The 24,075-nt window shown below is 76.5% G+C and carries 25 protein-coding genes; 12 read left to right on the top strand and 13 right to left on the bottom strand.

Annotation, left to right across the window (positions count from 1 at the left end; all coding sequences use genetic code 11):
• Positions 1–2: 2 nt before the first annotated feature.
• Positions 3–1,223 (bottom strand): glucose-1-phosphate adenylyltransferase, encoded by a 1,221-nt coding sequence (gene glgC, locus BM165_RS05115; protein WP_075012408.1) that lies wholly within the window; start codon positions 1,221–1,223, stop codon positions 3–5.
• Between the two features lie 73 nt (positions 1,224–1,296).
• Here glgC and glgA point away from each other — a divergent pair, with 73 nt between their 5' ends.
• The 8 genes from glgA to BM165_RS05075 all read left to right on the top strand — a co-directional run bounded on the left by glgA (position 1,297) and on the right by BM165_RS05075 (position 10,615).
• Positions 1,297–2,469: a glycogen synthase gene (gene glgA / locus BM165_RS05110; RefSeq protein WP_075012647.1), complete on the top strand. Its 1,173-nt coding sequence runs from the start codon at positions 1,297–1,299 to the stop codon at positions 2,467–2,469.
• Positions 2,470–2,502: 33 nt separating this feature from the next.
• The gene (locus BM165_RS05105; RefSeq protein WP_244274056.1) at positions 2,503–3,708 is read left to right on the top strand and encodes a PP2C family protein-serine/threonine phosphatase; all 1,206 of its coding nucleotides are present in this window, start codon (positions 2,503–2,505) and stop codon (positions 3,706–3,708) included.
• Positions 3,705–4,796 carry a hypothetical protein gene (locus tag BM165_RS05100; protein ID WP_177225113.1) on the top strand — a complete coding sequence of 364 codons (1,092 nt, stop codon included), beginning with the start codon at positions 3,705–3,707 and terminating at the stop codon, positions 4,794–4,796. Before BM165_RS05105 ends, BM165_RS05100 begins: the two co-directional genes overlap by 4 nt.
• 40 nt (positions 4,797–4,836) lie before the next feature.
• Positions 4,837–5,571 (top strand): GAF domain-containing protein, encoded by a 735-nt coding sequence (locus BM165_RS05095; RefSeq protein WP_075012406.1) that lies wholly within the window; start codon positions 4,837–4,839, stop codon positions 5,569–5,571.
• Positions 5,572–5,710: 139 nt separating this feature from the next.
• Entirely contained in the window at positions 5,711–6,751 is a 1,041-nt protein-coding gene (locus BM165_RS05090) for a spore photoproduct lyase family protein (RefSeq protein ID WP_244274054.1), read from the top strand.
• A 118-nt stretch (positions 6,752–6,869) separates the two neighbouring features.
• On the top strand, positions 6,870–8,546 hold the full coding sequence (locus BM165_RS05085; protein WP_075012404.1) for a SpoIIE family protein phosphatase: 1,677 nt from the start codon (positions 6,870–6,872) through the stop codon (positions 8,544–8,546).
• Between the two features lie 33 nt (positions 8,547–8,579).
• Positions 8,580–10,082, top strand: coding sequence for a phytoene desaturase family protein (locus BM165_RS05080; protein ID WP_075012403.1), 1,503 nt, complete (start codon positions 8,580–8,582; stop codon positions 10,080–10,082).
• A gap of 23 nt (positions 10,083–10,105) precedes the next feature.
• On the top strand, positions 10,106–10,615 hold the full coding sequence (locus tag BM165_RS05075) for a DinB family protein (RefSeq protein WP_075012402.1): 510 nt from the start codon (positions 10,106–10,108) through the stop codon (positions 10,613–10,615).
• A gap of 10 nt (positions 10,616–10,625) precedes the next feature.
• Here the strand turns inward: BM165_RS05075 and BM165_RS05070 are convergent, their stop codons facing one another.
• The 4 genes from BM165_RS05070 to BM165_RS05055 all read right to left on the bottom strand — a co-directional run bounded on the left by BM165_RS05070 (position 10,626) and on the right by BM165_RS05055 (position 14,546).
• Positions 10,626–12,068: a hypothetical protein gene (locus BM165_RS05070; RefSeq protein WP_075012401.1), complete on the bottom strand. Its 1,443-nt coding sequence runs from the start codon at positions 12,066–12,068 to the stop codon at positions 10,626–10,628.
• Between the two features lie 9 nt (positions 12,069–12,077).
• Entirely contained in the window at positions 12,078–13,595 is a 1,518-nt protein-coding gene (locus BM165_RS05065) for a leucyl aminopeptidase family protein (protein ID WP_244274053.1), read from the bottom strand.
• Positions 13,596–13,693: 98 nt separating this feature from the next.
• Complete coding sequence (locus tag BM165_RS05060) at positions 13,694–13,861, bottom strand: DUF3117 domain-containing protein (protein WP_012947303.1); 168 nt, start codon at positions 13,859–13,861, stop codon at positions 13,694–13,696.
• 118 nt (positions 13,862–13,979) lie between these two features.
• Entirely contained in the window at positions 13,980–14,546 is a 567-nt protein-coding gene (locus BM165_RS05055; RefSeq protein WP_244274052.1) for a DNA-3-methyladenine glycosylase I, read from the bottom strand.
• A gap of 160 nt (positions 14,547–14,706) precedes the next feature.
• On the opposite strand from BM165_RS05055, the gene BM165_RS05050 reads away from it, so the two are divergent.
• A complete protein-coding gene (locus BM165_RS05050; protein WP_075012398.1) occupies positions 14,707–15,873 on the top strand; it encodes an HNH endonuclease signature motif containing protein in 1,167 nt (388 codons plus the stop codon).
• A gap of 126 nt (positions 15,874–15,999) precedes the next feature.
• Here the strand turns inward: BM165_RS05050 and BM165_RS05045 are convergent, their stop codons facing one another.
• Together BM165_RS05045 and BM165_RS05040 are read right to left on the bottom strand one after the other, a co-directional pair.
• A complete protein-coding gene (locus BM165_RS05045; RefSeq protein WP_075012397.1) occupies positions 16,000–16,578 on the bottom strand; it encodes a hypothetical protein in 579 nt (192 codons plus the stop codon).
• A gap of 125 nt (positions 16,579–16,703) precedes the next feature.
• Positions 16,704–17,594 carry a DMT family transporter gene (locus tag BM165_RS05040; protein ID WP_075012396.1) on the bottom strand — a complete coding sequence of 297 codons (891 nt, stop codon included), beginning with the start codon at positions 17,592–17,594 and terminating at the stop codon, positions 16,704–16,706.
• 70 nt (positions 17,595–17,664) lie between these two features.
• Here BM165_RS05040 and BM165_RS25130 point away from each other — a divergent pair, with 70 nt between their 5' ends.
• Positions 17,665–18,000 carry a hypothetical protein gene (locus BM165_RS25130; protein WP_075012395.1) on the top strand — a complete coding sequence of 112 codons (336 nt, stop codon included), beginning with the start codon at positions 17,665–17,667 and terminating at the stop codon, positions 17,998–18,000.
• 34 nt (positions 18,001–18,034) lie between these two features.
• On the opposite strand, the gene BM165_RS05030 is transcribed toward BM165_RS25130, so the two are convergent.
• Positions 18,035–18,850, bottom strand: a complete 816-nt coding sequence (locus BM165_RS05030) for a MerR family transcriptional regulator (RefSeq protein WP_075012394.1) — start codon at positions 18,848–18,850, stop codon at positions 18,035–18,037.
• Positions 18,851–18,956: 106 nt separating this feature from the next.
• Between BM165_RS05030 and BM165_RS05025 the strand changes: the two genes are divergently transcribed.
• Both BM165_RS05025 and BM165_RS05020 read left to right on the top strand, forming a co-directional pair.
• Complete coding sequence (locus tag BM165_RS05025; protein WP_244274051.1) at positions 18,957–19,424, top strand: DUF2243 domain-containing protein; 468 nt, start codon at positions 18,957–18,959, stop codon at positions 19,422–19,424.
• On the top strand, positions 19,421–20,161 hold the full coding sequence (locus BM165_RS05020; protein ID WP_075012393.1) for a cytochrome c oxidase assembly protein: 741 nt from the start codon (positions 19,421–19,423) through the stop codon (positions 20,159–20,161). The genes BM165_RS05025 and BM165_RS05020 overlap by 4 nt, the downstream gene beginning before the upstream one ends.
• On the opposite strand, the gene BM165_RS05015 is transcribed toward BM165_RS05020, so the two are convergent.
• The 5 genes from BM165_RS05015 to BM165_RS04995 are packed head-to-tail and all read right to left on the bottom strand — an operon-like array spanning position 20,134 to position 24,059.
• Positions 20,134–20,616, bottom strand: a complete 483-nt coding sequence (locus tag BM165_RS05015) for an SRPBCC family protein (protein WP_075012392.1) — start codon at positions 20,614–20,616, stop codon at positions 20,134–20,136. The genes BM165_RS05020 and BM165_RS05015 overlap by 28 nt on opposite strands.
• A complete protein-coding gene (locus BM165_RS05010; protein ID WP_075012391.1) occupies positions 20,609–20,998 on the bottom strand; it encodes a DivIVA domain-containing protein in 390 nt (129 codons plus the stop codon). Before BM165_RS05010 ends, BM165_RS05015 begins: the two co-directional genes overlap by 8 nt.
• A 9-nt stretch (positions 20,999–21,007) precedes the next feature.
• Complete coding sequence (locus tag BM165_RS05005; RefSeq protein ID WP_075012390.1) at positions 21,008–21,850, bottom strand: LOG family protein; 843 nt, start codon at positions 21,848–21,850, stop codon at positions 21,008–21,010.
• The gene (gene dapE / locus BM165_RS05000; protein ID WP_244274049.1) at positions 21,847–22,944 is read right to left on the bottom strand and encodes a succinyl-diaminopimelate desuccinylase; all 1,098 of its coding nucleotides are present in this window, start codon (positions 22,942–22,944) and stop codon (positions 21,847–21,849) included. The genes BM165_RS05005 and dapE overlap by 4 nt, the downstream gene beginning before the upstream one ends.
• 20 nt (positions 22,945–22,964) lie before the next feature.
• Entirely contained in the window at positions 22,965–24,059 is a 1,095-nt protein-coding gene (locus tag BM165_RS04995; protein WP_075012388.1) for a LacI family DNA-binding transcriptional regulator, read from the bottom strand.
• Positions 24,060–24,075: the final 16 nt, after the last annotated feature.

Raw genomic sequence — 24,075 nt, 5'->3', positions numbered from 1 at the left:
CGCTAGGGCAGGGCGCGGGCGCCCTTGCCGAGGACGGCCACGCCCCCGGCGCTGACGTGGTAGCGCTCGCGGTCGGCGTCGGTGTCGACCCCGATGCGGGCCCACGCCGGCACGACGACGTTCTTGTCGAGGATCGCGCGGCGGACGTAGGCGCCCTCGCCGATCTGGACGCCGTCCATGAGCACGCTGTCCTCGACGCGGGCGCCGCGGTCGACCCGCGCCCCGGGCGAGACGACGCTGTTGTGCACCGACCCGCCGCCGATGATCGCCCCGGCGCTGACCATCGACTCCTCGGCCCGCCCGCCGAGGACGAACTTCGCCGGCGGCAGCTGCGGCGGCAGCGTGTAGATCGGCCAGCGGTCGTTGTAGAGGTTGAACACCGGCGTCACCGACACCAGGTCCATGTGCGCCTCGTAGTAGGAGTCGATCGTCCCGACGTCGCGCCAGTAGCCGTGGTCGCGCTCGGTGGCCCCGGGGACGACGTTGGTCGAGAAGTCGTACACCCACGCGTCCCCGGCGGCCGCGAACATCGGCATGATCGAGCCGCCCATGTCGTGCGCGGAGTCGGCGTCCTCGGCGTCGGCGCGCAGCGACTCGATGAGGGCGTCGGTGGTGAAGACGTAGTTGCCCATCGAGGCGAAGGACTCCTCCGGGGAGTCCGGCAGGCCCGGCGGGTCGGCGGGCTTCTCGAGGAAGCCGCGCACCTTCCCGTCGGCGTCGGCGTCGATGACGCCGAACTCGGTGGCCTCGCGCCGCGGGACCCGCAGCCCGGCGATGGTGACGCCCGCGCCGGTCTGCAGGTGCTGGTCGACCATCTGCGACGGGTCCATCCGGTACACGTGGTCGGCGCCGAAGACGACGACGATCTCCGGCCGCGCGTCGTAGATGAGGTTGAGGCTCTGGTAGATCGCGTCGGCGCTGCCGGTGTACCAGCGCGGCCCCAGCCGCTGCTGCGCCGGCACCGGGGTGATGAAGTTGCCCAGCAGGCTCGACATCCGCCACGTCGTGGTGATGTGCCGGTCGAGACTGTGGCTCTTGTACTGGGTGAGCACCGCGATCTGCCGGATCTCGGCGTTCACCAGGTTGGAGAGCACGAAGTCGACGAGCCGGTAGTTGCCCCCGAAGGGGACCGCCGGCTTGGCGCGGTCGGCGGTCAGGGGCGCCAGCCGCTTGCCCTCACCACCGGCCAGGACGATGCCGAGCACCCGAGGACTGCCACGCATGGAGCGAACCTAGCCGCTGCGCGGGACCCGCGTCGCCCCGCCCGCATCCCCGGCGCCCCCTAGGGTGACCGAGGTGCGCATCGGCATCGTCACCCGGGAGTGGCCCCCCGACGTCTACGGCGGCGCAGGGGTGCACGTGGAGCACCTCGTCGCGGCGCTGCGGACGCTGCCCGCGGGGCCCGAGCTCGACGTCCACTGCTTCGGCGCCCCGCGCCCCGACGCCGTCGGCTGGGCGGTGCCGCCGGGCCTGGCCGGGGCCAACGGCGCGCTGCAGGCGCTGGGCACCGACGTCGAGATCGCCGCCGGGCTCGGCGGGGTCGACCTGGTGCACAGCCACACCTGGTACGCCAACGGCGCCGGGCTGCTGGCCGGGCTGGTGCACGGCGTCCCGCACGTGGTCACCGCCCACTCCCTCGAGCCGCGCCGGCCCTGGAAGGCCGACCAGCTCGGCGGTGGCTACCGGCTGTCGTCCTGGGTCGAGCGCACCGCCTACCTGGCCGCCGACGCCGTGATCGCGGTGAGCCACGGCATGCGCGCCGACGTCCTCGACGCCTATCCCGACCTCGACCCCGCGCGCGTCCACGTCGTCGGCAACGGCGTCGACGCCGGGGCCTACCGGCCGACGCCGGCGCCCGACGTCGTCCGCTCGCTGGGGGTCGACCCCGACCGGCCCTACGCGCTGTTCGTCGGCCGGATCACCCGGCAGAAGGGCGTCGTCCACCTGCTGCGGGCGGCCGACCGGCTGCCCGCCGACGCCGGGCTGGTGCTGTGCGCCGGCGCCGCCGACACCCCCGCCGAGCGGCAGCAGGTGGCCGACGCGGTCGCCGAGCTGCAGTCGCGGCGCGACGGCGTGGTGTGGATCGAGGCGATGCTGCCGCGCGAGCAGCTCGTCCCGCTGATCACCGGCGCCACGGTGTTCGTCGTCCCGTCGGTCTACGAGCCGCTGGGCATCGTCAACCTCGAGGCCGCCGCCTGCGGGACGGCGGTGGTCGCCAGCGCCGTCGGCGGCATCCCCGAGGTCGTCGCCGACGGCGTCACCGGCCTGCTGGTCCCCTACGACCCGCAGGACCCCGGCGCCTTCGAGGCCGGGCTCGCCGAGCGCACCGCCGAGCTGCTCGCCGACCCGGCGCGCGCCGCGGCCATGGGCGCGGCCGGCCGGGAGCGGGTGCTGTCGGAGTTCGGCTGGCCGGCGATCGCCCAGCAGACCGTGCAGGTGTACTCCGCGGTCCTCGACGCCCGCGGCTGAGCGCTCCGCGGCACGGGTGGGAGGCTGCCTGCGGTGACACCCCCGCCCCCGTCCGCCGAGGACCCGATCCGGGCACTGGTGCGCGCCTCGCACCAGCTGCCGGCGCACCGGCTCGGCACGGTCGTCACCGAGGAGGCGCGGCGGCTGGGGATGCTCGACGCGGTCGTCCACCTGGCCGACTACGCGCAGCACGAGCTGATACCGGTCGCCGGGGACGGCGTCCCCGAGCGCCCTCCGCTCACCATCGACGGGTCGGTGGCCGGCCGCGCCTTCCGCCGGGTCGCCCCGGTGCGCTCCACACCACACGGCGGCCCGGGGTCGCTGTGGCTGCCCCTGCTCGACGGCGCCGAGCGGATCGGTGTCCTGGAGCTGGTCCTGCCGGCCGAGCCGCCGCCCGACCTCGAGGACGACGCGCGGACGTTCGCCTCGCTGGTCGCCGAGCTGGTGGTCACCCGCGACGCCTACAGCGACGTCTTCAGCCGCCTGCGCCGGCGCCGGGAGCTGTCGCTGGCCGCCGAGATGCAGTGGGAGCAGCTGCCGCCGCTGACCTACGCCAGCGACCGCGTGGTCGTCACCGGCGCGCTGGAGCCGACCTACGACATCGGCGGCGACACGTTCGACTACGCCGTGAACGGCCACCTCGTCGACCTCCTGGTGCTCGACGCCGTGGGGCACGGCCTGCCCGCCGCGCTGCTGTCCACCGCGGCCGTCGGCGCCTACCGCCACGCCCGCCGCCGGGCGCTCGACCTGGCCGCGATCGCCGCGGCCGTGGACGCCGTCGTCGCCGGGCAGTTCACGGGCAGCCGGTTCGCCACCGCCGCGATCGCCCGCCTCGACCTGGAGACCGGGGTGCTGCGCTGGGTCAACTGCGGGCACCCGGACCCCCTGCTGGTCCGCGACGGCGTCCTGCTGCACCCACCGGCGTGCCGCCCGGCGCGCCCGCTGGGGCTGCTGGCGGCCGCGCCCGAGGTCTGCGAGGTGCACCTGCGGCCCGGCGACCGCGTCCTGCTCTACACCGACGGCGTGGTGGAGGCGCGTTCCCCCGGCGGGGAGTTCTTCGGCGAGGAGCGGCTCGCCGACCTCGTCGTCCGCGCCGAGCTCGGCGCCGAGCCGCCGCCGGAGACGATGCGCCGGCTCATGGGCAGCGTCATGGAACACCAGGCCGGGCAGCTCCAGGACGACGCCACCATCGTCATGGTCGAGTGGCGCACCGGGTCCGAGGGTCAGCTGCGGTTGTGAGCGCGGAGCCCACGGGGGACGACCGGCCCGGGGGCCCGCCGGGGCGGTGGCCGGCCGACGTCGTCGTCGGGCTGGTGGCGGCGCCGGGCGCGGCCGCCGAGGTGGCCGCCGAGCTGGCCGCCGACCTCGCCGCGGCGCTGCGGGAGCGCCATCCCGAGGTGGTCTGGGACCTGCGCGTCGTCGAGGACGGCCTCGTCCGGCCGCCGGCCGAGGACGCCGAGATCGTCGCCGCCGCGCGCGAGCGGCTGCTCGCCGAGGAGTGGGACCTCGCCGTCTGCCTCACCGACCTGCCCCTGGCCGTCCATCGTCGCACGGTGGCCGCCCACGCCAGCCCCGTCCACGGCGTCGCGGTGCTGTCCGTGCCGGCGCTGGGTGCCGTGGGCCGGCGCCGCCGTGCCCTGCAGACGGCGGTCGGGCTGGTCCACGCGCTGCTCGGCGACGACGGCGCGGGCGACCCCGCGGCGCTGCGCCGGCGGGTGCGCGAGCTGGCCACCGACCCGGCCGGGGTCGACCGGGGCGTCGGCTTCACCGCGCGGGTGCTGACCGGGAACCTGCGGCTGCTGGTCGGCATGGTGCGGGCCAACCGGCCGTGGCGGCTGACCACCGGCCTGTCCCGGGCGCTGACCGCCGCCGTCGCCGCGGGCGTGTTCGCACTGGTGACCGCCGACATCTGGCGGCTGGCCGACCGCTTCGGCCTGCTGCGGCTGTCGGCGGTCGGGCTCGGCTCGGTCGTGGCGATCTGCGCGACGTTGGTGGTCGGCGCGGAGCTGTGGGAGCGCGCCCGGTCGCGGCGGGTGCGCAAGCAGGTCGCCCTGTTCAACCTGGCCACGGTGGCCACCGTCGTCATCGGCGTGCTGACCCTCTACGCCGCGCTGTTCCTCCTCGCGCTGGCCGGGGCGCTGCTGCTGGTGCCCTCGGGCCTGTTCGCCGAGGGCCTCGGGCACCGGGCCGCGCTCGGCGACTACGTGGAGCTCGCCTGGCTGACCAGCTCGCTGGCCACGGTCGGCGGCGCGCTCGGTGCGGGACTGGAGTCCGACGAGGCCGTTCGCGGCGCGGCCTACACCCACCGGCCGGACGCGGGGCGCTAGCTGGCTGTCCCGATGCCGGCCGGCGGGGGGAGGATGCTCTGTGACCATCGCCACGCGGTTCGCCGCGGCGCTCGAGCACGAGACCGCCGGCGGCCCCGCGGGTGCTGACCTCCTCCCCGTCCGGCTCGCCCGGGCCTCCGCCGCGACGCTCGGTGTGGACGCCGCCGGCCTGTCCGTGGTCGACGCGGCGGGCACGCGGATCCCACTCGGCGCGAGCAGCACCGCGGCCGCGTGCGCCGAGCGGCTGCAGTTCACCGTCGGCGAGGGCCCGTGCTGGGAGGCCCAGACCACCCGGCAGCCGGTGTTCGCCGTGCTGGCCGACCTGCAGCGCCGCTGGTCGCCCTTCGCCGAGCTGCTCACGGCGCAGACCCCGTTCCGGGCCGTCGTCGCCTTCCCGCTGCGCGAGGACCTCGCCGGCGCCGGCGCCCTGGACCTCTACTTCACCGACGAGACGGCGGTGCCGGCGCTCGACGTCTTCACGGCCGTGGCGGTGGGTGAGCTGGTGACCGCGGCGCTGACCGAGGCGGCCGTGTGGTCGGACTGGCCTGCCGAGCGCGGGCCGGCCTGGCTGCACGGTCCGGAGGCCCGCCGCCGCGCCGCGGTGCTGCGGGCCGCCGGCCGCGCGGCGATGGCCCTCGACACCGACCCCGCGTCCGCGCTGTCGCTGCTGCGGGCCGCCGCGTACGCCGGTGGCCGCACCGTCGAGGACGTCGCCGAGGACCTGGAGACCGGCCGGCTGCGCCTCGAGGACATCACCGCGGGGCCGGTCGCCTGACCCGCCCCGTGTGACCGTTCCCGCAGCTCAGGGCTGGAATCGGTGCACGGTGGGCCGCGCTGTACGACGCGTGACCGCAGCGCCCCCGCCGTCTCCCGTCGTCCCTGCGCCCGTCCCCTCCCCCACCCGCCTTCTCGACGTGCGCACCGTCTACGCCGAGCCGGCCGCCCTCGACTCCGCCCGCGGCCGCGAGGTGCTCGCCCGCTTCCCCGGCGCCGAGGTGGTCGAGGTGCCCTCGCACTGGCAGATCCCCGAGCTCAACGGCAACGAGGGCAACGTCGAGCGCTGGGTGCGGGTCAAGACCGAGACGCTGGTGCTCGGGGTGAAGAAGTCGCTGTCGGCCCGGCCCAACAGCCGCTCGTCGAACTGGATCGCGCCCTCGACGGCGAACGGCTGCGCCATGGCCTGCGCCTACTGCTACGTGCCCCGGCGCAAGGGCTTCGCCAACCCGATCACCGTCTTCACCAACATCGAGCAGATCACCGGCTACCTGCGCCGGCACGTCGCCCGGCAGGGCCCCAAGACCGAGCCCGACCAGTGCGACCCGGTGAGCTGGGTCTACGACATCGGCGAGAACAGCGACTGCTCCGTCGACGCCCTGGTCAGCGACAACGTCGCCGACCTCGTGGCCACCTTCCGCGGGCTGCCCACCGCCAAGGCGTCGTTCGCGACCAAGTACGTCAACCGCGAGCTGCTCGACCTCGACCCGCAGGGCCGCACCCGGGTCCGGTTCTCGCTCATGCCCGACACCGACAGCCGCGTCATCGACGTCCGCACCAGCCGCATCGCCGAGCGCGTCGCCGCCGTCGACGACTTCGTCGCGGCCGGCTACGAGGTGCACCTCAACCTGTCGCCGGTCGTGCTCCGCGACGGGTGGGAGACCGACTGGGCGCAGCTGCTGCGGCAGCTCGACGACGAGCTGGGGCCGGCCGCCAAGGCGCAGGCAGCGGCCGAGGTCATCATGCTGACCCACAACCGGGACCTGCACGAGGTCAACCTCGGCTGGCACCCGAAGGCCGAGGACCTGCTGTGGCGGCCGGACCTGCAGCAGCCCAAGCGCAGCCAGAACGGCCAGTGGAACGTGCGCTACCGCAACGACGTCAAGCGGGCCGGCGTCGAGCGGCTGCAGGAGCTCATCGCCCACCACGCGCCGTGGCTGCGCGTCCGGTACGCCTTCTGAGGCCCGTCCGACCGGCGTTCCCGTCCGGGAGCGGCCGCCGCCTGTGGGATCGTTGACGGCGAGGACGACCGCCGGCGCGCCCGGCGGCCACCGCAGCACCACAGGTCGGGGGGAGACCATGGCGCCCACGTCGGGTGCGGGAACGCCGGCACTCCCGGCACCGGCGCTCCTCGAGGCCCTCCCCGACACCGTAGTGGTCGCCGACGGGGCCGGGCGGATCGCCTACGTCAACCCCTCGGTCCGCACGTTGCTCGGGCACGACCCCGTGGACCTGGTGGGCCGGTCGCTCACGGTCCTCATGCCCGAGCGCTTCCGCAGCAGCCACGGTGCAGGCTTCGACCGCTTCCGGAGGACCGGTGTCGGCGAGCTGGTCGGCTCCACCACCCAGGTGCCGGCCCTGCACGTGCGCGGGCACGAGATCCCGATCGACCTGACCCTGTCCCGACTGGACCCGGTACCCGGTGCGGACCCGGACGGCGCCGTCGTGGTGGCCGTGCTGCGGGACGCCAGCACGACGGTCCTGCTCGAGCGGCAGCTGGAGGTCAGCCGGTACCTGGCGGCCACGCTGCGGGTCACCGCGGCGCTCACCGAGGCGCCCGACGCCGACGCCGCCTTCGCGCGGCTGCTGGCGACGCTGTGCGCCGAGCTGGACTGGGACGCCGCCAGCCTGTGGGAGGCCGACGAGGGCACCGGCCAGCTGCGGTACACCAGCACCTGGACCGCACCGGGACGGGACGCCGGTGCCCTGCACGCCGGGACGGTCGGGCGGTCCCTCGCCCGGGGCCAGGGGCTGCCGGGGCTAGCCTGGTCCTCCCGGGCGCCGGTCGTCATGGAGGACCTGTGGACCGACCCCCGGTTCCTCCGGGCCGCCGAGGCGCGGGCCGACGGCCTCCGGACGGGTGTGGCCTTCCCCGTGCTGCGCGGGGATGCCGTGGTGGCGGTCTGCGAGCTGTTCTCGCGGCAGTCGCGACCGGTGCCCGGCGAGCTGCTCGACGTCCTGGCCCACGCCGGCCGGCAGATCGGCCAGTTCCTGGGCCGGCTGCGCGCCGAGTCCGACGTCCGGCACCTGGCCGACACCCTGCAGCGCAGCCTGCTGCCCTCGCACCTGCCGACGATCCCCGGGCTCGACATCGGTGCCCGGTACCGGCCCGGCGGCGGGTCGGCTCTGGTCGGCGGCGACACCTACGACGTCACACCCCTGCCCGACGGGCGCTGGATGGTGCTCATCGCCGACGTCTGCGGAACCGGCGCCGAAGCGGCCGCGGTGACCGCCCTCGCCCGTCACACCGCCCGCGCGACTGCAGCCGCCGGGGACCCGGACGAGGTGCTCCGGGCGGTCAACGCGGCGCTCCTGCGCGAGCAGGCCTCCGGTCCGCTCCGGTTCGTGACCGCCTGTTGCCTGGTGCTCGGACCGCGGGACGGCGGTGGCGTCCGCGCCGACGTGGGCGTCGCAGGCCACCCCCTCCCGCTGTTGCGCACGCCTGCGGGCTGGTCCGAGGTCGGCCACCGGGACCTTCCCCTCGGAATCGACGCCGACGCCCGGTTCCGGCCGCAGACCGTCCCCCTCCCGCCCGGCGCGGCCCTGGTCCTCTACACCGACGGGGTCACCGAGGCGCGCGACGACTCCGGCGTCCAACTGGGCGAGGACGGGCTGGTGGCCCTGCTCGACCGCCCTGGGGCGGACAGCGCCGAGCAGATCGTCGAGCTGATCTCGACCGGTGTCGAGAAGCGGCTGCGCCACTCCCGCTTCGAGGCCGACGACCTCGCCGTCCTGGCCCTGACGATCCCGTCCTGATCCCGGGCGCGAGCGCCGCACTACGGTGACGGGGTGGCGCGGGTGGTGGTCGTCGGCGCCGGACTCGGCGGACTCGCCGCGGCTGCCCGCCTGGGGGCGCTCGGGCACCGGGTGACGGTGCTCGAGCAGTCTGACTCCGTCGGCGGCAAGCTCGGCTGGTACGAGCGCGGCGGGCACGCCTTCGACACCGGCCCCAGCCTGGTCACCCTGCCGCAGGTGCTGCGGGACCTCTTCGACGCCACCGGCGGCCCGCTGGAGGACGCCGTCGACCTGGTCCGGCTCGACCCCGCCGTCGACTACCGGTTCGCCGACGGCACCCGCTTCGCGATGCCCGGCCGGCTCGACGACGTCCCCGCCGCCCTGGACGCCGCTCTCGGCGACGGCGCGGGCGCGCAGTGGCGGGCGGTGCTCGACCGCGCCGAGGCGATGTGGGCGATCACCGAGCAGCCGTTCCTGCGCTCGCCGCTGCGCGGCGCGGCCACTCTCGCCCGGCTGGCGCGCGACCCGGCCGACGTCGCCGCCGTCGCGCCGTGGCAGACCCTGCGCGGCCTCGGTGCCCGCCACCTCCGCGACCCGCGGCTGCGGGTGCTGCTCGACCGCTACGCCACCTACTCCGGCTCCGACCCGCGGCGGGCCCCGGCGGTGCTGGCCACCGTGCCGTGGGTCGAGCAGGCCTTCGGCTCCTGGTACGTCCGCGGCGGCCTGCACCGGCTGGCGGAGGCGGTGGCCGACCGGGCCCGCGAGCACGGTGCCGACGTCCGCACCGGCACGCCCGTGCGGCGGGTGCTCCGCGACGGCGGGCGGGTGTCGGGCGTGGAGCTGGCCGGCGGGGGCGAGATGACCGCCGACGTCGTCGTGTCCGGGGCCGACGCCGCCGCGCTCTACGACGGCCTGCTGCCGCCCGACCGGCGGACCCGGGCCGTGCGGCGGGGACTCACCCGGGCCACGCCGTCGCTGTCGGGCTTCGTGCTGCTGCTCGCGCTGCGCGGCCGGACGCCGGGCCTGACCCACCACACGGTCGCCTTCCCCGCCGACTACGACGCCGAGTTCGACGCCGTCTTCGGCACCGGCCGGCACCGCGGCGTCCCGTGCCCGGTACCCGACCCGACGGTCTACGTCAGCGCGCCCGACGACCCCGCCACCCGTCCCGACGACGACAGCGAGTCGTGGTTCGTGCTGGTCAACGCCCCGCGCCACGACCCCGACGCCGGCGTCGACTGGGACGCCCCCGGCCTGTCCGACCGCTACGCCGGCCGGGTGCTGGAGGTCATGGCCGCGCGCGGGCTGGACGTGCGCGACCGGGTGCGCTGGTGCGTGGCGCGCACCCCGGCCGACCTGGCACGGGAGACCGGCAGCGTCGGCGGCTCGATCTACGGCACGTCGAGCAACGGCGCCCGCGCGGCGTTCCTGCGGCCGGGCAACGCCGCCCCGGTGCGCGGGCTGTACCTGGTCGGCGGCTCCTCGCACCCCGGCGGCGGGCTGCCGCTGGTCACGCTGTCGGCCGAGATCGTCGCCGGGCTGGTCGGCCCCGCCTGACCCCGGCGTGCCAGGGTGCCCCGGTGCGCACCGACCCGCCCGAGAACGCGTCCGAGACCGCCACGCTGACCGCCTACCTCGCCTTCCAGCGCGAGACGCTGCTGCTGAAGACCGAGGGGCTCACCCGCGAGCAGCTGGGCCGGGCGCACCCGCCGTCCTCGCTCACCCTCGCCGGGCTGCTGTACCACCTGGCGCTGGTGGAGGAGTCCTGGGCGGTGGAGCGCTTCGCCGGCGGGCCGCTTCCCGGGCCGTGGGCCGGCGTCGACTGGGACGTCACGCCCGACTGGGAGTTCGACACCGCTCCCGGCCTGGAGCCGGAGGTGCTGCGCGAGCGCTACCGGGAGGCCGCCCGGCGCACCGACGCGGTGGTCGCGGCCGCCGGCGACCTCGACGCGCTGTCGGCGGTCCCGCTGCGCAACGGCAACGCCTTCAGCCTGCGCTGGATGCTGCTGCACCTGGTCGAGGAGACCGCCCGGCACGCCGGGCACGCCGACCTGCTGCGCGAGGCGGTCGACGGCGCCGTCGGCGAGTGAGGCGCTGGCGTCAGCCGCGGGCGGCGCCGAGGCCGAGCACGGCGGCCAGCCCGAGCGCGCTGCGCGGCGCGTAGGCCGTCCGCCACAGCCCGCCGTGGACGGCGGCGTGGGCCTCGTCCTGCCACGGGTGCTCGTGCTGGGGCCCGCCGCCGGTGTGCAGGTCGTGGACGAGCAGCGCGGCCATGAGCACGTTCGACGTCGCCGGCTCGAACACCTCGACGCCGAAGCGGTGCGCCCCGGCGTAGGCGGCGGCCAGCGCCCGGTTCTTCACCACGGAGCGGGTGCGGGTGGGCGGCGCGACGTTCATCGACACCGTCGTGCCGGCCGCCCGGGCGACGGTGGCCCGCCACCGCTGCAGCCGCTTGGCGAGCGCGTAGTTGGGGCCCTGCTGGGCGACCAGGCTGTCGTTGATGCCGGGGTCGGCGCCGGCGACGTAGGCGCGCTGCAGCAGCCGCCCGGCCGACAGCGTCCGCAGCGGGCGGCCGAGCAGCTTCCCGGCGGCGGAGCGCCCGGCGTAGTTGCGCACCGACTGCGCGACGGCCTCACCGGGGACGGCGAAGACGTCGGTCGGCGTGGCGAGGAAGCCCAGCGCGGTCTCGGGCCGGGCCTGCAGCACGCGCAGGGTGAGGGCGTCGACGGCGGCCGAGACGCGGACGTTGGTCGCGCCGTCGGCGTAGACGTAGTTCCCGAGCACCGGCTCGCCGGGCAGGCCGGCCAGCCACTCGGCGACGGCGGGAACCTCGCGCACGAGGTCGGCGCCGTCGGTGCCTCCGGTGGGCACCAGCAGCGTCCCGGCGCCCCGGCGGGCGGTGTCGAGGACCCGGCGCCACAGGTCGGGGCGGGGCAGGTCGACGCCGGCCACGGTGGCCCCCCAGCGCAGCAGCGCGGTCAGCGGGCCCATCTCCGCCCCGGCACCGAGCACGGCGACGGTGCGACCGGGCAGCGCCAACCACTCCGGGTGGGCCGCGACCTCGCGCACCGCCTCGGCCGCGCTCGGCTCCAGCACCCCGCACTCGACCCAGGTGTCCAGCCGCCGGTGCAGGTCGTCGCCGCGCAGCCGGGTGCCGCGGAAGGGCAGGCTGAACGAGCGCTCGGGCTCGCCCTCGCCGGCGACCTCGCGCGTGCCCAGGGACTGTCCGGCCGGTGCGGTGAGCAGCGTCGCGAGGGGCTGCTCCCCGCCGTCGCCGGCCACGTGCAGGCGGCCGTGGACGGCGTCGAGCCCGGCAGCGGCGATGGTCCGCGCCGCGTCCGGTGAGGCCAGGCCGGCCTCGACCAGCCGGCGGAAGTGGGTGAGGTAGCCGGCCCGCCAGTTGGTCTCCTGCTCGGCGGCGCGGGCGCCGACGGGATCGACCGGGCGCAGCGCGTCGGCCACGACCGCGCGGCCGACCGCCGCGGTGCTGCGCCGCCCGTCTGGGCCGGCCGGGAAGACGACGCCGGTGTCGTCGGTGCTCATCGGGCTCCCTCAGTCCGTGACGGTCGGCAGCGGGTCGAGCGGGGCGCCGGCCTCCAGCCAGCGCAGCAGCGTGCGGGCGCCGAAGCCGGTGCCACCCTTGACCACCTCGGCGTCGTCGGAACCGGCGCGTGCGGGGCCGGCGACGTCGAGGTGGGCCCAGGGCAGGTCGCCGGCGAACGGGCGCAGGAACAGCGCCGCGGTGGTGCCGCCGGGGTTGCCCGGGGCGTTGTTCGCGTCGGCGACGTCGCTGGCGAGCAGCTCGGCGTACTCCTCGGCCAGCGGCATGCGCCAGACCCGCTCGCCGGCGTGCAGGGCCGCGGTCGAGAGCGCGGCGGCCAGCCCGTCAGCGGTGGCGTACAGGCCCGCCGTCCGGGTGCCGAGCGCGACCTTCGTCGCGCCGGTCAGCGTGGCGACGTCGACCAGCACGGTGGCGCCCAGGTGCAGGCGGGCGTGCGCCAGCGCGTCGGCGAGCACCAGACGGCCCTCGGCGTCCGTGTTCTGCACCTCGGTGGTGCGCCCGCTGACGTGCCGGACGACGTCGGCCGGCCGGTAGGACGACCCCGAGACGGCGTTCTCCGCGGCCGGGACGACGGCGGTCACCGCGACCGGGAGCTCCAGGCGGGCGGCGGCGTCGAGGGCGGCCAGCACCGCCGCTCCCCCGGCCATGTCGGTCTTCATCTCGCGCATGCCGGCGTTCGGCTTGATCGAGATGCCGCCGGTGTCGAACGTGATCCCCTTGCCGACCAGCACGGGGTGCGCGGGGCCGGTGCCGGGCGGCGCGTAGGAGGCGACCACGAGCCGCGGCGGGGACGCCGAGCCGCCGCCGACGGCGAGGACCCCGCCGAAGCCGCCGGCGACGAGCTCGTCGGGGCCGAGCACGGTGACGGTGACGTGCGGCAGGCCCGCCAGCCGCGCGACGGCCTGGTCCGCCAGCCAGGCGGGGTCCCCGGTGTTGCCGGGGGTGTTGACCAGGTCGCGGGCCCAGGCGACGGCGTGTCCGGTGACCTCACCGGCGCGGGCGGCGGCGACCACGGCGGGGTCGGTGGCGTCGGTGGCGACGAGGGTGACGGTGGGCAGCCGCGGTGGGTGCGGCCGGGAAGTCTCGCGGAAGCGGTACCCGGCCAGCAGGGCGGCCTCGACGGCGGCGCGCACCTCGTCGGCGCCCGCGGGGGCGAGCGCCGCGTCGAGAAGCAGCACGAGGCGTCTCGCGCCGTGCTCGGCGAGGGTCTGCGCGCGACGGACGGCGGTGGCGACGTAGCCGCGCAGGTGCGGCAGCGTCCCGTCGCCCAGCCCGACCGCGACGACGCTGCGCGGGCGGCGACCGGGGACGGGCAGGTTGGTGATGGCGCCGGGCTTGCCGGTGTTGCCGGTGTCGGCGAGCGCGCCGGCGAGCCACCGGGCCGGCACGGGCGGGAGCGTCCCGAACGCCGGCGAGGTCAGCCAGGGCGGCAGCGTCGTACCGGTGCCGACCGGGACGGCGAGGACGTCGTCCTCGCCGAGCCGGGGCAGCGCGGCCAGCAGCTCCACCCGCGGCAAGGGGGCGGCCCCGGTCGCCGGCGTGCTGCCGGCGGCCGGGGCCGCGTCGTCCTGCGCGGGGCTGCCCGAGGGCAGGCTCGCGGAGGCGTTCAGCTGGTCGCGCCCTTCAGGGCCTCGGAGAGCGCCGCGGCCTCGTCCGGCGACAGCTCGACGACCAGGCGGCCACCGCCCTCGAGCGGCACCCGCATGACCAGGCCGCGCCCCTCCTTGGTGACCTCCAGGGGACCTTCACCCGTGCGCGGCTTCATGGCCGCCATGCGTGCCTCCTTCGCCGGCCACCCGTCGCTCCTGTGCGGCTGCGGTGTGGCTGTACCTCGGTGCTGAGCTCTGCGCACATGATCCCGTATCCCCGCCGTGGCACCAACATGAGCCCCCTCAGGGGGTCGCTCGGAAGCAGGTCCGGACGTGGTCGTCGACCATGCCAGTGGCCTGCATCAGGGCGTACGCGGTCGTCGGCCCGACGAAGGCGAACCCCCGCCGCTTGAGCTCCCGGGCCATCGCGGTGGACTCCGGGGTGGTGGCCGGGACGTCGGCCAGCGTGGCCGGCCGGGGGCGCGGCGCGGTGGGTGCGAAGGACCACAGGAGGTCGGACAACCCCTCCTCGACCCGCTGGGCGGCGCGTGCGTTGGAGACCGCAGCGGCGATCTTGGCGCGGTTGCGGACGATCCCCGCGTCGGCCATCAGCCGGGCCTCGTCCTCGGTGGTGAAGGCCGCGACCGCGTCGATGGAGAACCCGGCGAAGGCGGCGCGGAAGGCGGGGCGCTTGCGCAGGATGGTGATCCAGGACAGGCCGGACTGGAACGCCTCGAGGGAGAGCCGCTCGAACAGGGCGTCGTCGCCGTGCAGCGGGGTGCCCCACTCCTCGTCGTGGTAGCTCACGTACTCCGGTGTGCTGTCGCCCCACGCGCAGCGGATGCGGTCGGCTGTCGGCGGGGGTCCCACAGGGGAGACGCTAGTGCCGGGCTGGGACAGGACGGTCGTCATGTCCCCCTTCCTCCACCCCGCCGGAGGTGGTACGCCAGGGTGCCAGGTGATCTGTGGACGGGCTGCTGACCTGGGGATACGGGTCGCCGGATGCCTCCTGGTGCGCTACTGTTCGATCATGTGTTCGAGTGCACTGGTCGACGGTGACGTCCTCGACGACGTCGCCGCGCTGGTCACCGAGCGCAACCGGATCGACGCCGCGCTGGCCCGGGCGGTGCGGGCGGCGGAGCTGGCGCAGGCGCCGGAGCGGGACGGGCAGAAGTCGATGGCGTCCTGGCTGCGGGGGCACGGCCGGCTGTCGGGGTCGGAGGCCCTGCGGCTGGTGACCGCCGGGCGAGCGCTGGAGCACCTGCCCGCCCTGGCCAAGGCGGCCGAGGCGGGGCTGGTGTCGGCCGGTCAGGTGGCCGAGGCCGCCCGGGCGGTGACGCCGCGGCGGCTGGCCGCGGCCGCCGAACGAGGCGTGGACCTGGCCGTGGTCGACGCGGTGTTCACCCAGGTCGCCACCGAGCAGCCGCACGCCGACCTGGTGGCGGTGGTGGCCCGCTACCTGCTCGGTCTGGAGCCCGACGGGCCCGAGCCGGACCCCACCGAGGGGCGGCGGCTCGTCTTCGTCCGGCACGCCGACGGGTCGGTGTCCTTCTCCGGGCACCTCGACGCCGTGGGTGGGGAGAAGGTCCAGACGGCGGTCGAGGCCCACGTGCAGGCCGACCGCCCCGCCGGGGACGAGCGCACCCGCGCCCAGCGGCAGGGCGACGCCCTGTTGCAGATCGCCGACAACGCCCTCGCCACCGGCGCGGTGCCGGTGCTGCGCACGGTCCGACCCCATGTGGCCGTGCGCATCGACCTCGACGACCTCGCCACCGGACAGGGCGCCGCGGACATGGGCTTCGGCGCCACCATCTCCGCCGCCCGCGCCCGCTGGCTGGCCTGCGACGGCCGCATCTCCCGCGTGGTGTTCGGCCCCGACGGCGTACCGCTGGACGTGGGACGGGAGCAGCGGCTGGTCTCCGGAGCGCTGCGGCGGGCGGTGGAGTTGCGCGACGGCGGCTGCGTGTTCACCGGCTGCGACGCACCCAGCCACTGGACCGACGTGCACCACCTCGTGCACTGGATCGACGGCGGCGAGACCTCGTTGGAGAACTCCGCGCTGCTGTGCGAGCGGCACCACACGAAGGTCCACCACGGCTTCCGCGTCGAGCGACAACCGAGCGGGCGATGGCGCACCTGGCGACCCGACGGCACCGAGATCACCACCCCCGAACCGCTGCTCTCCCCCGCCGCCTGACCGGAACACCGCCCGGCCGCCCGCTCCCCGGAGCAGATGGCCGCGCGAGGCGTGCCCGCGGTCAGGGCACCGGGTGGCCGCGCCCGAGCCGGGTGCGGCCACCCGGCGCACGGTCGAGGGAGTGGGTCAGCAGGAGAAGCCCTGGTCGGCGGGGCGCACGGTCCACAGATTCTCCCCGGCGTAGTCGGTGTAGAGGTTCATGAGGTAGGGGCCGCCGGAGACGTAGCGGTCGACGCGCATGGTGTGCCCGTCGGACCAGTGGACGGTGAAGCCGAGCGTGTACGTGTCGCCGTCGACGTTGCACGACTTGCCGGACAGGCTCACCCACGAGTCGACCTGAGGCCTCGGCGCCGGCGCGGGAGCCAGGGCCGGCGCGGGAGCGGGCACCGGGCGGGGCGCGGACGAGTTCTGCGGCGCCGGGCGGGAGGCGACCGCAGTGGCCCCGCGGGCGGCCTCGGCCGCAGCGGCTGCCTCGGTGGCGGCGGCCTGCTCGGCAGCGATGCGGGCGGCCTCGGCGGCGGCGGCCTCCTGCTCGGCTGCCAGGCCGTTGGCGGACGGCGCGGGAGCCGGCGCTGGAGCGACCGACGCGGACGCCCCCGCAGGGCCACGGCTCCCGTCCGCGGGACCGTCCCCGCCGCACGCCGGCAGCCCGAGGGCTGCCACCGCGGCGAGCACGGAGAGGAGAGGGCGGGTGGTGCGGGCCACGGAACGAACTCCCATCGACGGGTGCCGGCGAACACGCCCCACGTCGGCCACCGACCGACCGGCCTGGACCGTCGCGTCCGGCGACATCACTCGGAGGGGCACAGGAGCCCCCGGACCGCCCGCCGTCAGGGCACCGGCGACTCGACCGGGGCGGGCGCCGGGGCGTTGCGGCGCGTGGCCAGGACGCAGCCCAACAGGACCAGGGGCAGCCCGACCGCCAGCCCGAGCGTGAACGGTTCGTCGAGCAGCAGGACCCCGGCCAGCACCGCGACGGCCGGGTTGACGAAGGTGATCACCAGCGCGCGCTGCGGCCCGACCTCGCGGATCAGGGCGAAGAAGAGCACCAGCGCGACCCCCGTGCACACCACCCCCAGGGCCGCCAGCGACCCGAGTGCCTGCGTGGAGGCCGTCGTCACCTGCTCCCACCGCGGCACCGCGAACGGCGCGTAGACGACCGCCGTCAGCACCAGCGCGATCGCGCTGACCGCCACGCCGGGGACGTCGCCCAGCGCGCGGCTGGCCACCAGCGGCGCCGTCCCGTAGCCGAGCACGACGAGCACGACCGCCAGCACCGGCAGCAGCGCGATGCCCTCGACGTCGAACCCGAGGAGCGCCGCGATGCCCAGGACGCCGAGGCCCATGCCCGCCAGCCGCACCGGCGTCAGCCGCTCCTCGTCGCCCAGCAACCGGGCGGCCAGCGCGGCGACGAAGGGCACCGAGGCCACCAGCAGCCCGGTCAGCGAGCTCGACAGCGTCACCTCGGCGTAGGACAGCAGCAGCCACGGGGCGGTCATCTCCAGCGCGGTGAAGACCAGCAGCGCCCGCCAGTGCCGCAGCGCCGGCCGGACCTGGCCGCGGGCGAGCACCCACGGCAGCAGCAGCGCCGCCCCGACGACGCAGCGCACGAAGACGACGACCACCGGCGACACCTCGTCGACGGCCACCTTGATCAGCAGGTACGGCACGCCCCAGATGACCGACATCGCCACGAACAGCACCCACCCGCGACGGCTCACCGCGACAGTCTCCCCGCCGTCACCGACACACCCGTTTGCGCATCCCGCCGAGCGGCGCTGGACTCCCTGCGTGGACCCCGGCCAGCGCTTCGCCCTCCTGGTGGAGGCCCTCGCCACCCGGCCTGGCGTCGGCCCGCCCGGCGCCGGCGGACGGTGGGGCTTCGGCGCGGCCGCGCTCACCATCGAGGGGTCGGTCTTCGCGATGGTGGTCGGCGGTGCGGTGGTGCTGAAGCTGCCGCGGCACCGGGTGGAGGGCCTGGTCGCGGCCGGCACCGGCCTGCCCTTCGCCGCGGCCAACGGCACCCCGATGCGCGAGTGGGTCGCGCTCGACCACGGCACGCCGGAGTCCGACCTCGCCCTCGCCGAGGAGGCGATGGCCTTCGTCGCCTCTCTCCGCCGGACCTAGCGGCGCCCCGGCCCGCTCCGCCCGGGGCGACCCGCTACCGGACCGGCCAGGCCACCTCGACGTGCGGCTCGTCGGGGTCGACGTCGCGGTCGCCGACGTAGACCTCGGCCGGACTGCCCGCCCGCTCCAGGCCGTGGGCGTCCACCCACGCACCGACTGCGTCGTAGGCCCCGAGGATGCCCGGGAACTCCGCCTGCCCGCGCGTCAGGCAGGTGACCGCCTCCCGCCCGCCCGGCTGCAGCCGGATCCGCAGCTCACCGGCCGGTTCGACCCGGCCGCTGAACGGGCGCACGACCTCGACCGGCCCGTCGCCGTCCTCGGTGACCATGCCGTGGTAGACGACCCGCAGCGGGCCGGCCGGGGCGGCGCCCGACCGTGTCAGGTGCGCGTCGATCTCCTCCGCCGCCGTCGTGATGAAGTCCTCCAGCTCGTCCACGGTCAGCCGCCGCTCGGCGGTCAGCACCGTCTGCTCGCGCACCTCGCGCAGCGCCACCTCGTACACGTCGTCCTCCTCGCCGTCGTCCGGTTCCACCGTCAGGGCGCCGACCCACGTCCGGCGGCGCCGCAGGTCCTCCTCGACGCCGTCCCACCAGCGCGCGACCGCCGACCGCCGTGCCCCCGGCTCCAGGTCCACCACCTCGCGGACCCGGGCCAGCGGCATGCCGGCCCGGCGCAGCGCGGCGATCAGCCGGGCCCGCTCCACCTGCCCGGCGGCGTAGCCGCGGTGGCCGCTCCACGGGTCGACGGCGTCGGGCACCAGCAGCCCCTGCTCGGCGTAGAGCCGCAGCGCCTTCGCCGACAGCCGGGTGCGGCGCTGGAACTCCCCGGCCCGCAGCAGGTCTCCGCCCATGAACCCGAGCGTGCGGCACGCCCCAGGGGCCGGGTCCAGCCGGACGCCGGTTTCCCCCCGGCGCGGCGCGGGCAGCGCGGGGGGACCTGCGACGACGGGAGGCCCCGTGGCCGACGCACTGCCCCGCCCGCCGGCCCGGCGGCGGTTGCTGGTCTCCGGCCTGCTGCTGGGCCTGGGCGTGGCCGGCGCGGTCGACGAGATCGTCTTCCACCAGATCCTGCACTGGCACCACTTCTACGACCGGGCCAGCGGTGCGGCCGGCCTGGTGTCCGACGGCCTGCTGCACGCCGGCACGTTCTCCGCCGCCGTCGCCGGCATGGCCCTGTTGGCCGACGCCCGCCGTCGCGGCTCCTTCGTCCCCGCCCTGTGGTGGGGCGCGGTGCTCACCGGCGCCGGGGCGTTCCAGGTGTGGGACGGCGTCGTGCACCACAAGCTGCTGCGGCTGCACCAGGTGCGCTACGGCGTCGACCTGACCGGGTACGACGTCGCCTGGATCGTCCCCGGGGCGCTGCTGCTGGTCACCGGGGTCGTGCTGCTGCGGCGCTCTCGCGAGCGGCCGGCAGCCCTCCGGTGAGCGTCCTGCTGGTGCTCCTGGCGGCCGCGGCCGCCGCGTACGTCGCCGCCACCTGGCGCTGCCGCAGCCCCTGGCCACTGGCCCGCACCGCGGCCTGGCTGGCGGGCGTGGCCGCCGCCGCGGTCGCCGTCGCCGGGCCGCTGACCGTGCACGGCGACCTGCGCGCGCACATGGCCGGGCACCTGCTGGTCGGCATGGTCGCGCCGCTGTTGCTGGTCCTCGGCGCGCCGGTGACCCTCGTCCTGCGGGCGTTGCCGGTCCCGGCCGCCCGGCGGGTCAGCCGGCTGCTGCGCGCCGCTCCCCTGCGGTGGCTCGCCGACCCGCTGGTCGCCGTCCCGGCCAACGCCGCGGGTCTGTGGCTGCTCTACGGCACCGGGCTGCACGGCGCGGCCGGGCACTCCCCCGGCTGGTCGGCGCTGCTGGCGGCGCACCTGCTGGTCAGCGGGTACCTCGCCACCGCGTCGGTGCTCGCGGTCGACCCGGCGGCGCACCGGCGCGGCGTCGGCGTCCGCGCGGTCGCGCTGGCCGGCGGTGCCGCCGCGCACGACGTGCTGGCGAAGGTCCTCTACGCCCACCCCCCGGCCGGCGTCACCGGCGCGGAGGAGGGCGCGCGCCTGGTGTACGACGGCGGGACGGTGGTCACGCTGCTCACGGCCGCGCTGCTGTGGCACCGCTGGTACGTCAGCCGGGAGGCGGTGCGCGCCGCGGCTCAGCCCGCGGCGCCGGTGGCGGCGTAGCGGGCGAACCGGCGCAGCGAGAGCCGGAAGCCGAGGACGACGAACGGCTTGACCAGCGGCCAGCCCAGCCGGCCGGCGATCCCGAAGGGCAGGTACAGCCGCTCGGTCCACACCATGTCGGTGCCGTGCGGGGCGGGGGTGAGCTCGAAGATCCCGGGACCGCGCACGATGCGGCCGGTGTGCTGGACGACCACGCGGGTCGGCGGCTCCCACTCGGTGACGACCATCGTGTCCAGGACGCCCAGGTGCCGGGTGCTGCCGTGCCGGCCGCGCCGCCACGGCAGCGGGACGCCGGTGCGCGCCGCCAGCCGGACGCCCACGCCCTCGTCGTGCGCGGTGACCACCTCGACGTCGGTGGCCAGCATCCAGCGGCCCTGGGCCCGCCAGTCGGTGAGCGCCGCCCACACCCGCTCCGGAGGTGCCTCGACGGCGACCGGCAGCACCAGCTCAGGCACCGTTGCGCGCTCCCTCGTCCACGTCGTGTCCTTCGCCGGTGGCCCCGCTGCCGGATGCGGTCCGGGGCGCGCTGCCCGTCCCGGGGGCGGACCGCTCGGCGCGCAGCGCGGCGATGACCTCGTCGCGCTCCTCCAGCGCCTGCGCCAGCTGCTCGAGCAGCCAGTCCACCTCGGTCATCCGGTACCCGCGCACCGCCACCGACACCTGCAGCCCGCGCACGTCCTCGCCGGTCACCGGCCGGTCGTCGGGCAGCTCGACCGGTGAGCGGTCGAGCTCGGCCGGCGGCTGCGTCTCGCCGCGGCCGAGCAGCACCGAGCCGCCGAGGAACAGCAGCGCCCCGACGACGGCGACCGCGGCGATCGTGACGAGGAAGGACAGCACGGCCGGCTCTCAGCCCTCGACCGGCTCGACCGGCCCGGACAGCGGCGCGCGCATCCCGCCGCCGTTGTCACCCGGCGTACCCGCCGCCTCCGACGCCCGGATCAGCGCGAGCGCCTCCTCGACGTCATCGGTGACGGTGAACAGGTCGAGGTCGCCGGCGCTGATCGTCCCCGAGTCCAGCAAGCTGCCGCGGATCCAGTCGACCAGCCCCGCCCAGTACTCGGTGCCGAACAGGACGACGGGGAAGCGGGTCACCTTGCGGGTCTGGACGAGGGTCAGCGCCTCGAACAGCTCGTCGAGCGTGCCGAAGCCGCCGGGCAGGATGACGAAGGCCTGCGCGTACTTCACGAACATCGTCTTGCGGACGAAGAAGTAGCGGAAGCTGATGCCGACGTCGACCCACTCGTTGAGCTCCTGCTCGAACGGCAGCTCGATGCCCAGCCCGACCGAGAGCCCGCCGGCCTCCGAGGCGCCGCGGTTGGCCGCCTCCATGGCCCCGGGCCCGCCGCCGGTGATGACGGCGTAGCCGGCGCGGGCCAGCGCGGCGCCGATCCGCACGCCCGCCGCGTAGTGCGGGTGGTCGGGCCTGGTGCGCGCGCTGCCGAAGACGCTGACCGCGCGCGGCAACTCGGCGAGGAGGCCGAAGCCCTCGACGAACTCGCTCTGGATGCGGAGCACGCGCCAGGGATCGGTGTGCACCCAGTCGGTGGGCCCTCGCAGGTCCAGCAGCCGCTGGTCGGTCGTCGTCCCGACCGTCCGCGGGTCGGGCTCGCCGCCGCGGAGCATCACCGGCCCGCGGTGGCGCGTCGGACGGGGGTTCCGGGCGCCGTCGGGTGGGGGGATGGTCGTCATGCACTGCCTCCGGACAGATAGGCGGTCAGGGCGTCCTCGGTCGGCTGCAGCCGCTCGACCAGGACGTGCTCCTCACGGGTGTGCGCGAGCTTCGGGTCGCCGGGGCCGTAGTTGACCGCCGGGATGCCGAGCGCGGCGAACCGGGCGACGTCGGTCCAGCCGAGCTTCGCGCGGGCCGGGCGGCCGACGGCGGCCACGAACGCGGCGGCGGCGGGCTCGGTGAGCCCCGGGAGCGCCCCGCCGGCGTTGTCGACGACGGTGAGCGTGGCCCCGGCGTCGAGCGCGCCGGCGAACACCTCGCGCACGTGCACCTCGGCGGCGTCCTCGTCGCGGTCGGGCGCGTAGCGGAGGTTGACCGTCACCCGGCAGGAGTCGGGGACGACGTTGCCGGCCACCCCGCCCTCGATCCGGACGGCGTTGAGGCCCTCCCGGTAGGTGCAGCCGTCGATCTCCACCTCACGCGCCTCGTAGGCGGCCAGCGTGGCGAGGATGCCGGCGGCGCCGTGGACCGCGTTGACGCCCAGCCAGCTGCGCGCGCTGTGCGCCCGCCGGCCGGTCACCTCCAGCACCGCCCGCAGCGTGCCCTGGCAGCCGGCCTCGATCTCGCCGTCGGTGCCCTCGAGCAGGACCGCGAGGTCGCCGTAGAGCCAGCCGCGCCGCTCGCGGGCCACCCGGCCCAGCCCGCTCTTCGCCGACTCGACCTCCTCGTTGTCGTAGAAGACGAACGTGAGGTCGTGCGCGGGCTCCGCCCCGGCGACGCCGAAGCGGCCGGCCAGCCGCAGCATCACCGCGTCGCCGGACTTCATGTCGCTGGAGCCGCAGCCGTAGAGCCGCCCGTCCTCCAGGCGGCTGGGCACGTTGCCGGCGATCGGGACGGTGTCCAGGTGCCCGGCGAGGACGACGCGGGTGTCGCGACCGAGGTTCGTGCGCGCGAGCACGGTGTCGCCGACCCGCTCGACCTCCAGCCCGCCCAGCGCGCGGAGGGCGGTCTCGACGGCGTCGGCCAGCGGCCCCTCGTCGCCGGACACCGACGGCGTGTCGACCAGCGCCCGGGTGAGGGTGAGGACGTCGGCGGACAGGTCCAGGTCGGGCACGCCGGTCACGGTGCCCGAGCCTACGGGCGGCCGGGTCCGACCCGCTGCCCCGCGCGGGGAGCCGGGGGCGGCGCGCCGGAGGACCGCACGACCAACTCGGTCGGCAGGGTCTGCGGGGACGGGGTCTCCCCGGCCAGCAGCGCGAGCAGTTGCTCGCCCACCCGTACCCCCTTGTCCCGCAGCGGCTGGCGCACGGTCGTCAGCCCGGCGCGCGCGGCGGCGGTGGTGTCGTCGAAGCCGGTCACGGTGAGGTCGCCCGGCACGGTCAGGCCGGCGTCCGCGGCTCCCCGCACGACGCCGAGCGCGAGCTCGTCGCTCATCGCCAGCACCGCCGTGGGACCCAGGGGCAGGAGCTCGGCGATCGCCCGGACGCCCTCCAGGAAGGCGTTGTGCGGGCACTCGTGCACGGGCACGTCGGCCCAGTTGAGCCCTGCCGCCTCGACCGCGGCGCGGTACCCGGCGAGCCGGTCCCGCGTGACGGTGAACGTCGCCGCCCGCTGTCGCTCGGCACCGGCGGGACCCTCCCGGCCGTCGGCGGTGAGCTCGAAGGCGACCACGGCGGGCCGGCGGTGCCCCAGACCCAGGACGTGCTCGGCCACGGCGCGTGCGCCCGCCTCGTCGTCGACCCGGACGCCGGCGACGCCGGGCAGCGCGGGCTGGTCGACCGTCACGAGCGGGAGCCCGCGGTCCCGGACGACGGCGATCGCCGGGTCGTCGTCGGCCAGCGAGTAGGCGACGACGGCGTCGACGACCGCCGTGCGGACCGCCTCGGGAGCCGGCCCGCCGCCGGTGCGGGCACCGGGCAGCACGAGCAGTGCGTAGCCCTCGTCCTCCACGGCCTCGGAGAGCCCGTCGAGGAAGACCGCGGCAGCGGGGTCGCTGAAGGCGTAGCCGAGCCGGTCGCCGAGCAACACGCCCAGGGCCCCCGCCCGGCCGCGCCGCAGCGCGCTGCCCGCGGGGCTGGGCCCCGGGTAGCCGATGCGGGCCGCGGTCGCCAGCACCCGCTCGCGCGACTCGGCGCTGAGCTGGTCGGGCCGGTTGTAGGCGTTCGACGCCGTCGACCGGCTGACCCCCGCGGCGGCCGCGAGGTCGCGCAGCGTCGGTCGTCGTGGCACGGCGGCAGGCTACGAC

The organism is Geodermatophilus obscurus (assembly GCF_900115395.1).
Classification (GTDB): domain Bacteria; phylum Actinomycetota; class Actinomycetes; order Mycobacteriales; family Geodermatophilaceae; genus Geodermatophilus; species Geodermatophilus obscurus_B.
Note: the sequence above shows the minus strand (reverse complement) of the source record. Positions and strands in the feature narration are given on the sequence as shown.

Coding starts and splice junctions, on each gene's coding strand:
- BM165_RS05030 (WP_075012394.1), bottom strand. CDS start 18,850: ATGGGCGGAGACCTGCTGCGGGCCGGGGAGTTCCAGCGCCGCACCCGG.
- BM165_RS05050 (WP_075012398.1), top strand. CDS start 14,707: ATGTGTTCGAGTGCACTGGTCGACGGTGACGTCCTCGACGACGTCGCC.
- glgC (WP_075012408.1), bottom strand. CDS start 1,223: ATGCGTGGCAGTCCTCGGGTGCTCGGCATCGTCCTGGCCGGTGGTGAG.
- BM165_RS05085 (WP_075012404.1), top strand. CDS start 6,870: ATGGCGCCCACGTCGGGTGCGGGAACGCCGGCACTCCCGGCACCGGCG.
- BM165_RS05005 (WP_075012390.1), bottom strand. CDS start 21,850: ATGACGACCATCCCCCCACCCGACGGCGCCCGGAACCCCCGTCCGACG.
- BM165_RS05070 (WP_075012401.1), bottom strand. CDS start 12,068: ATGAGCACCGACGACACCGGCGTCGTCTTCCCGGCCGGCCCAGACGGG.
- BM165_RS05060 (WP_012947303.1), bottom strand. CDS start 13,861: ATGGCGGCCATGAAGCCGCGCACGGGTGAAGGTCCCCTGGAGGTCACC.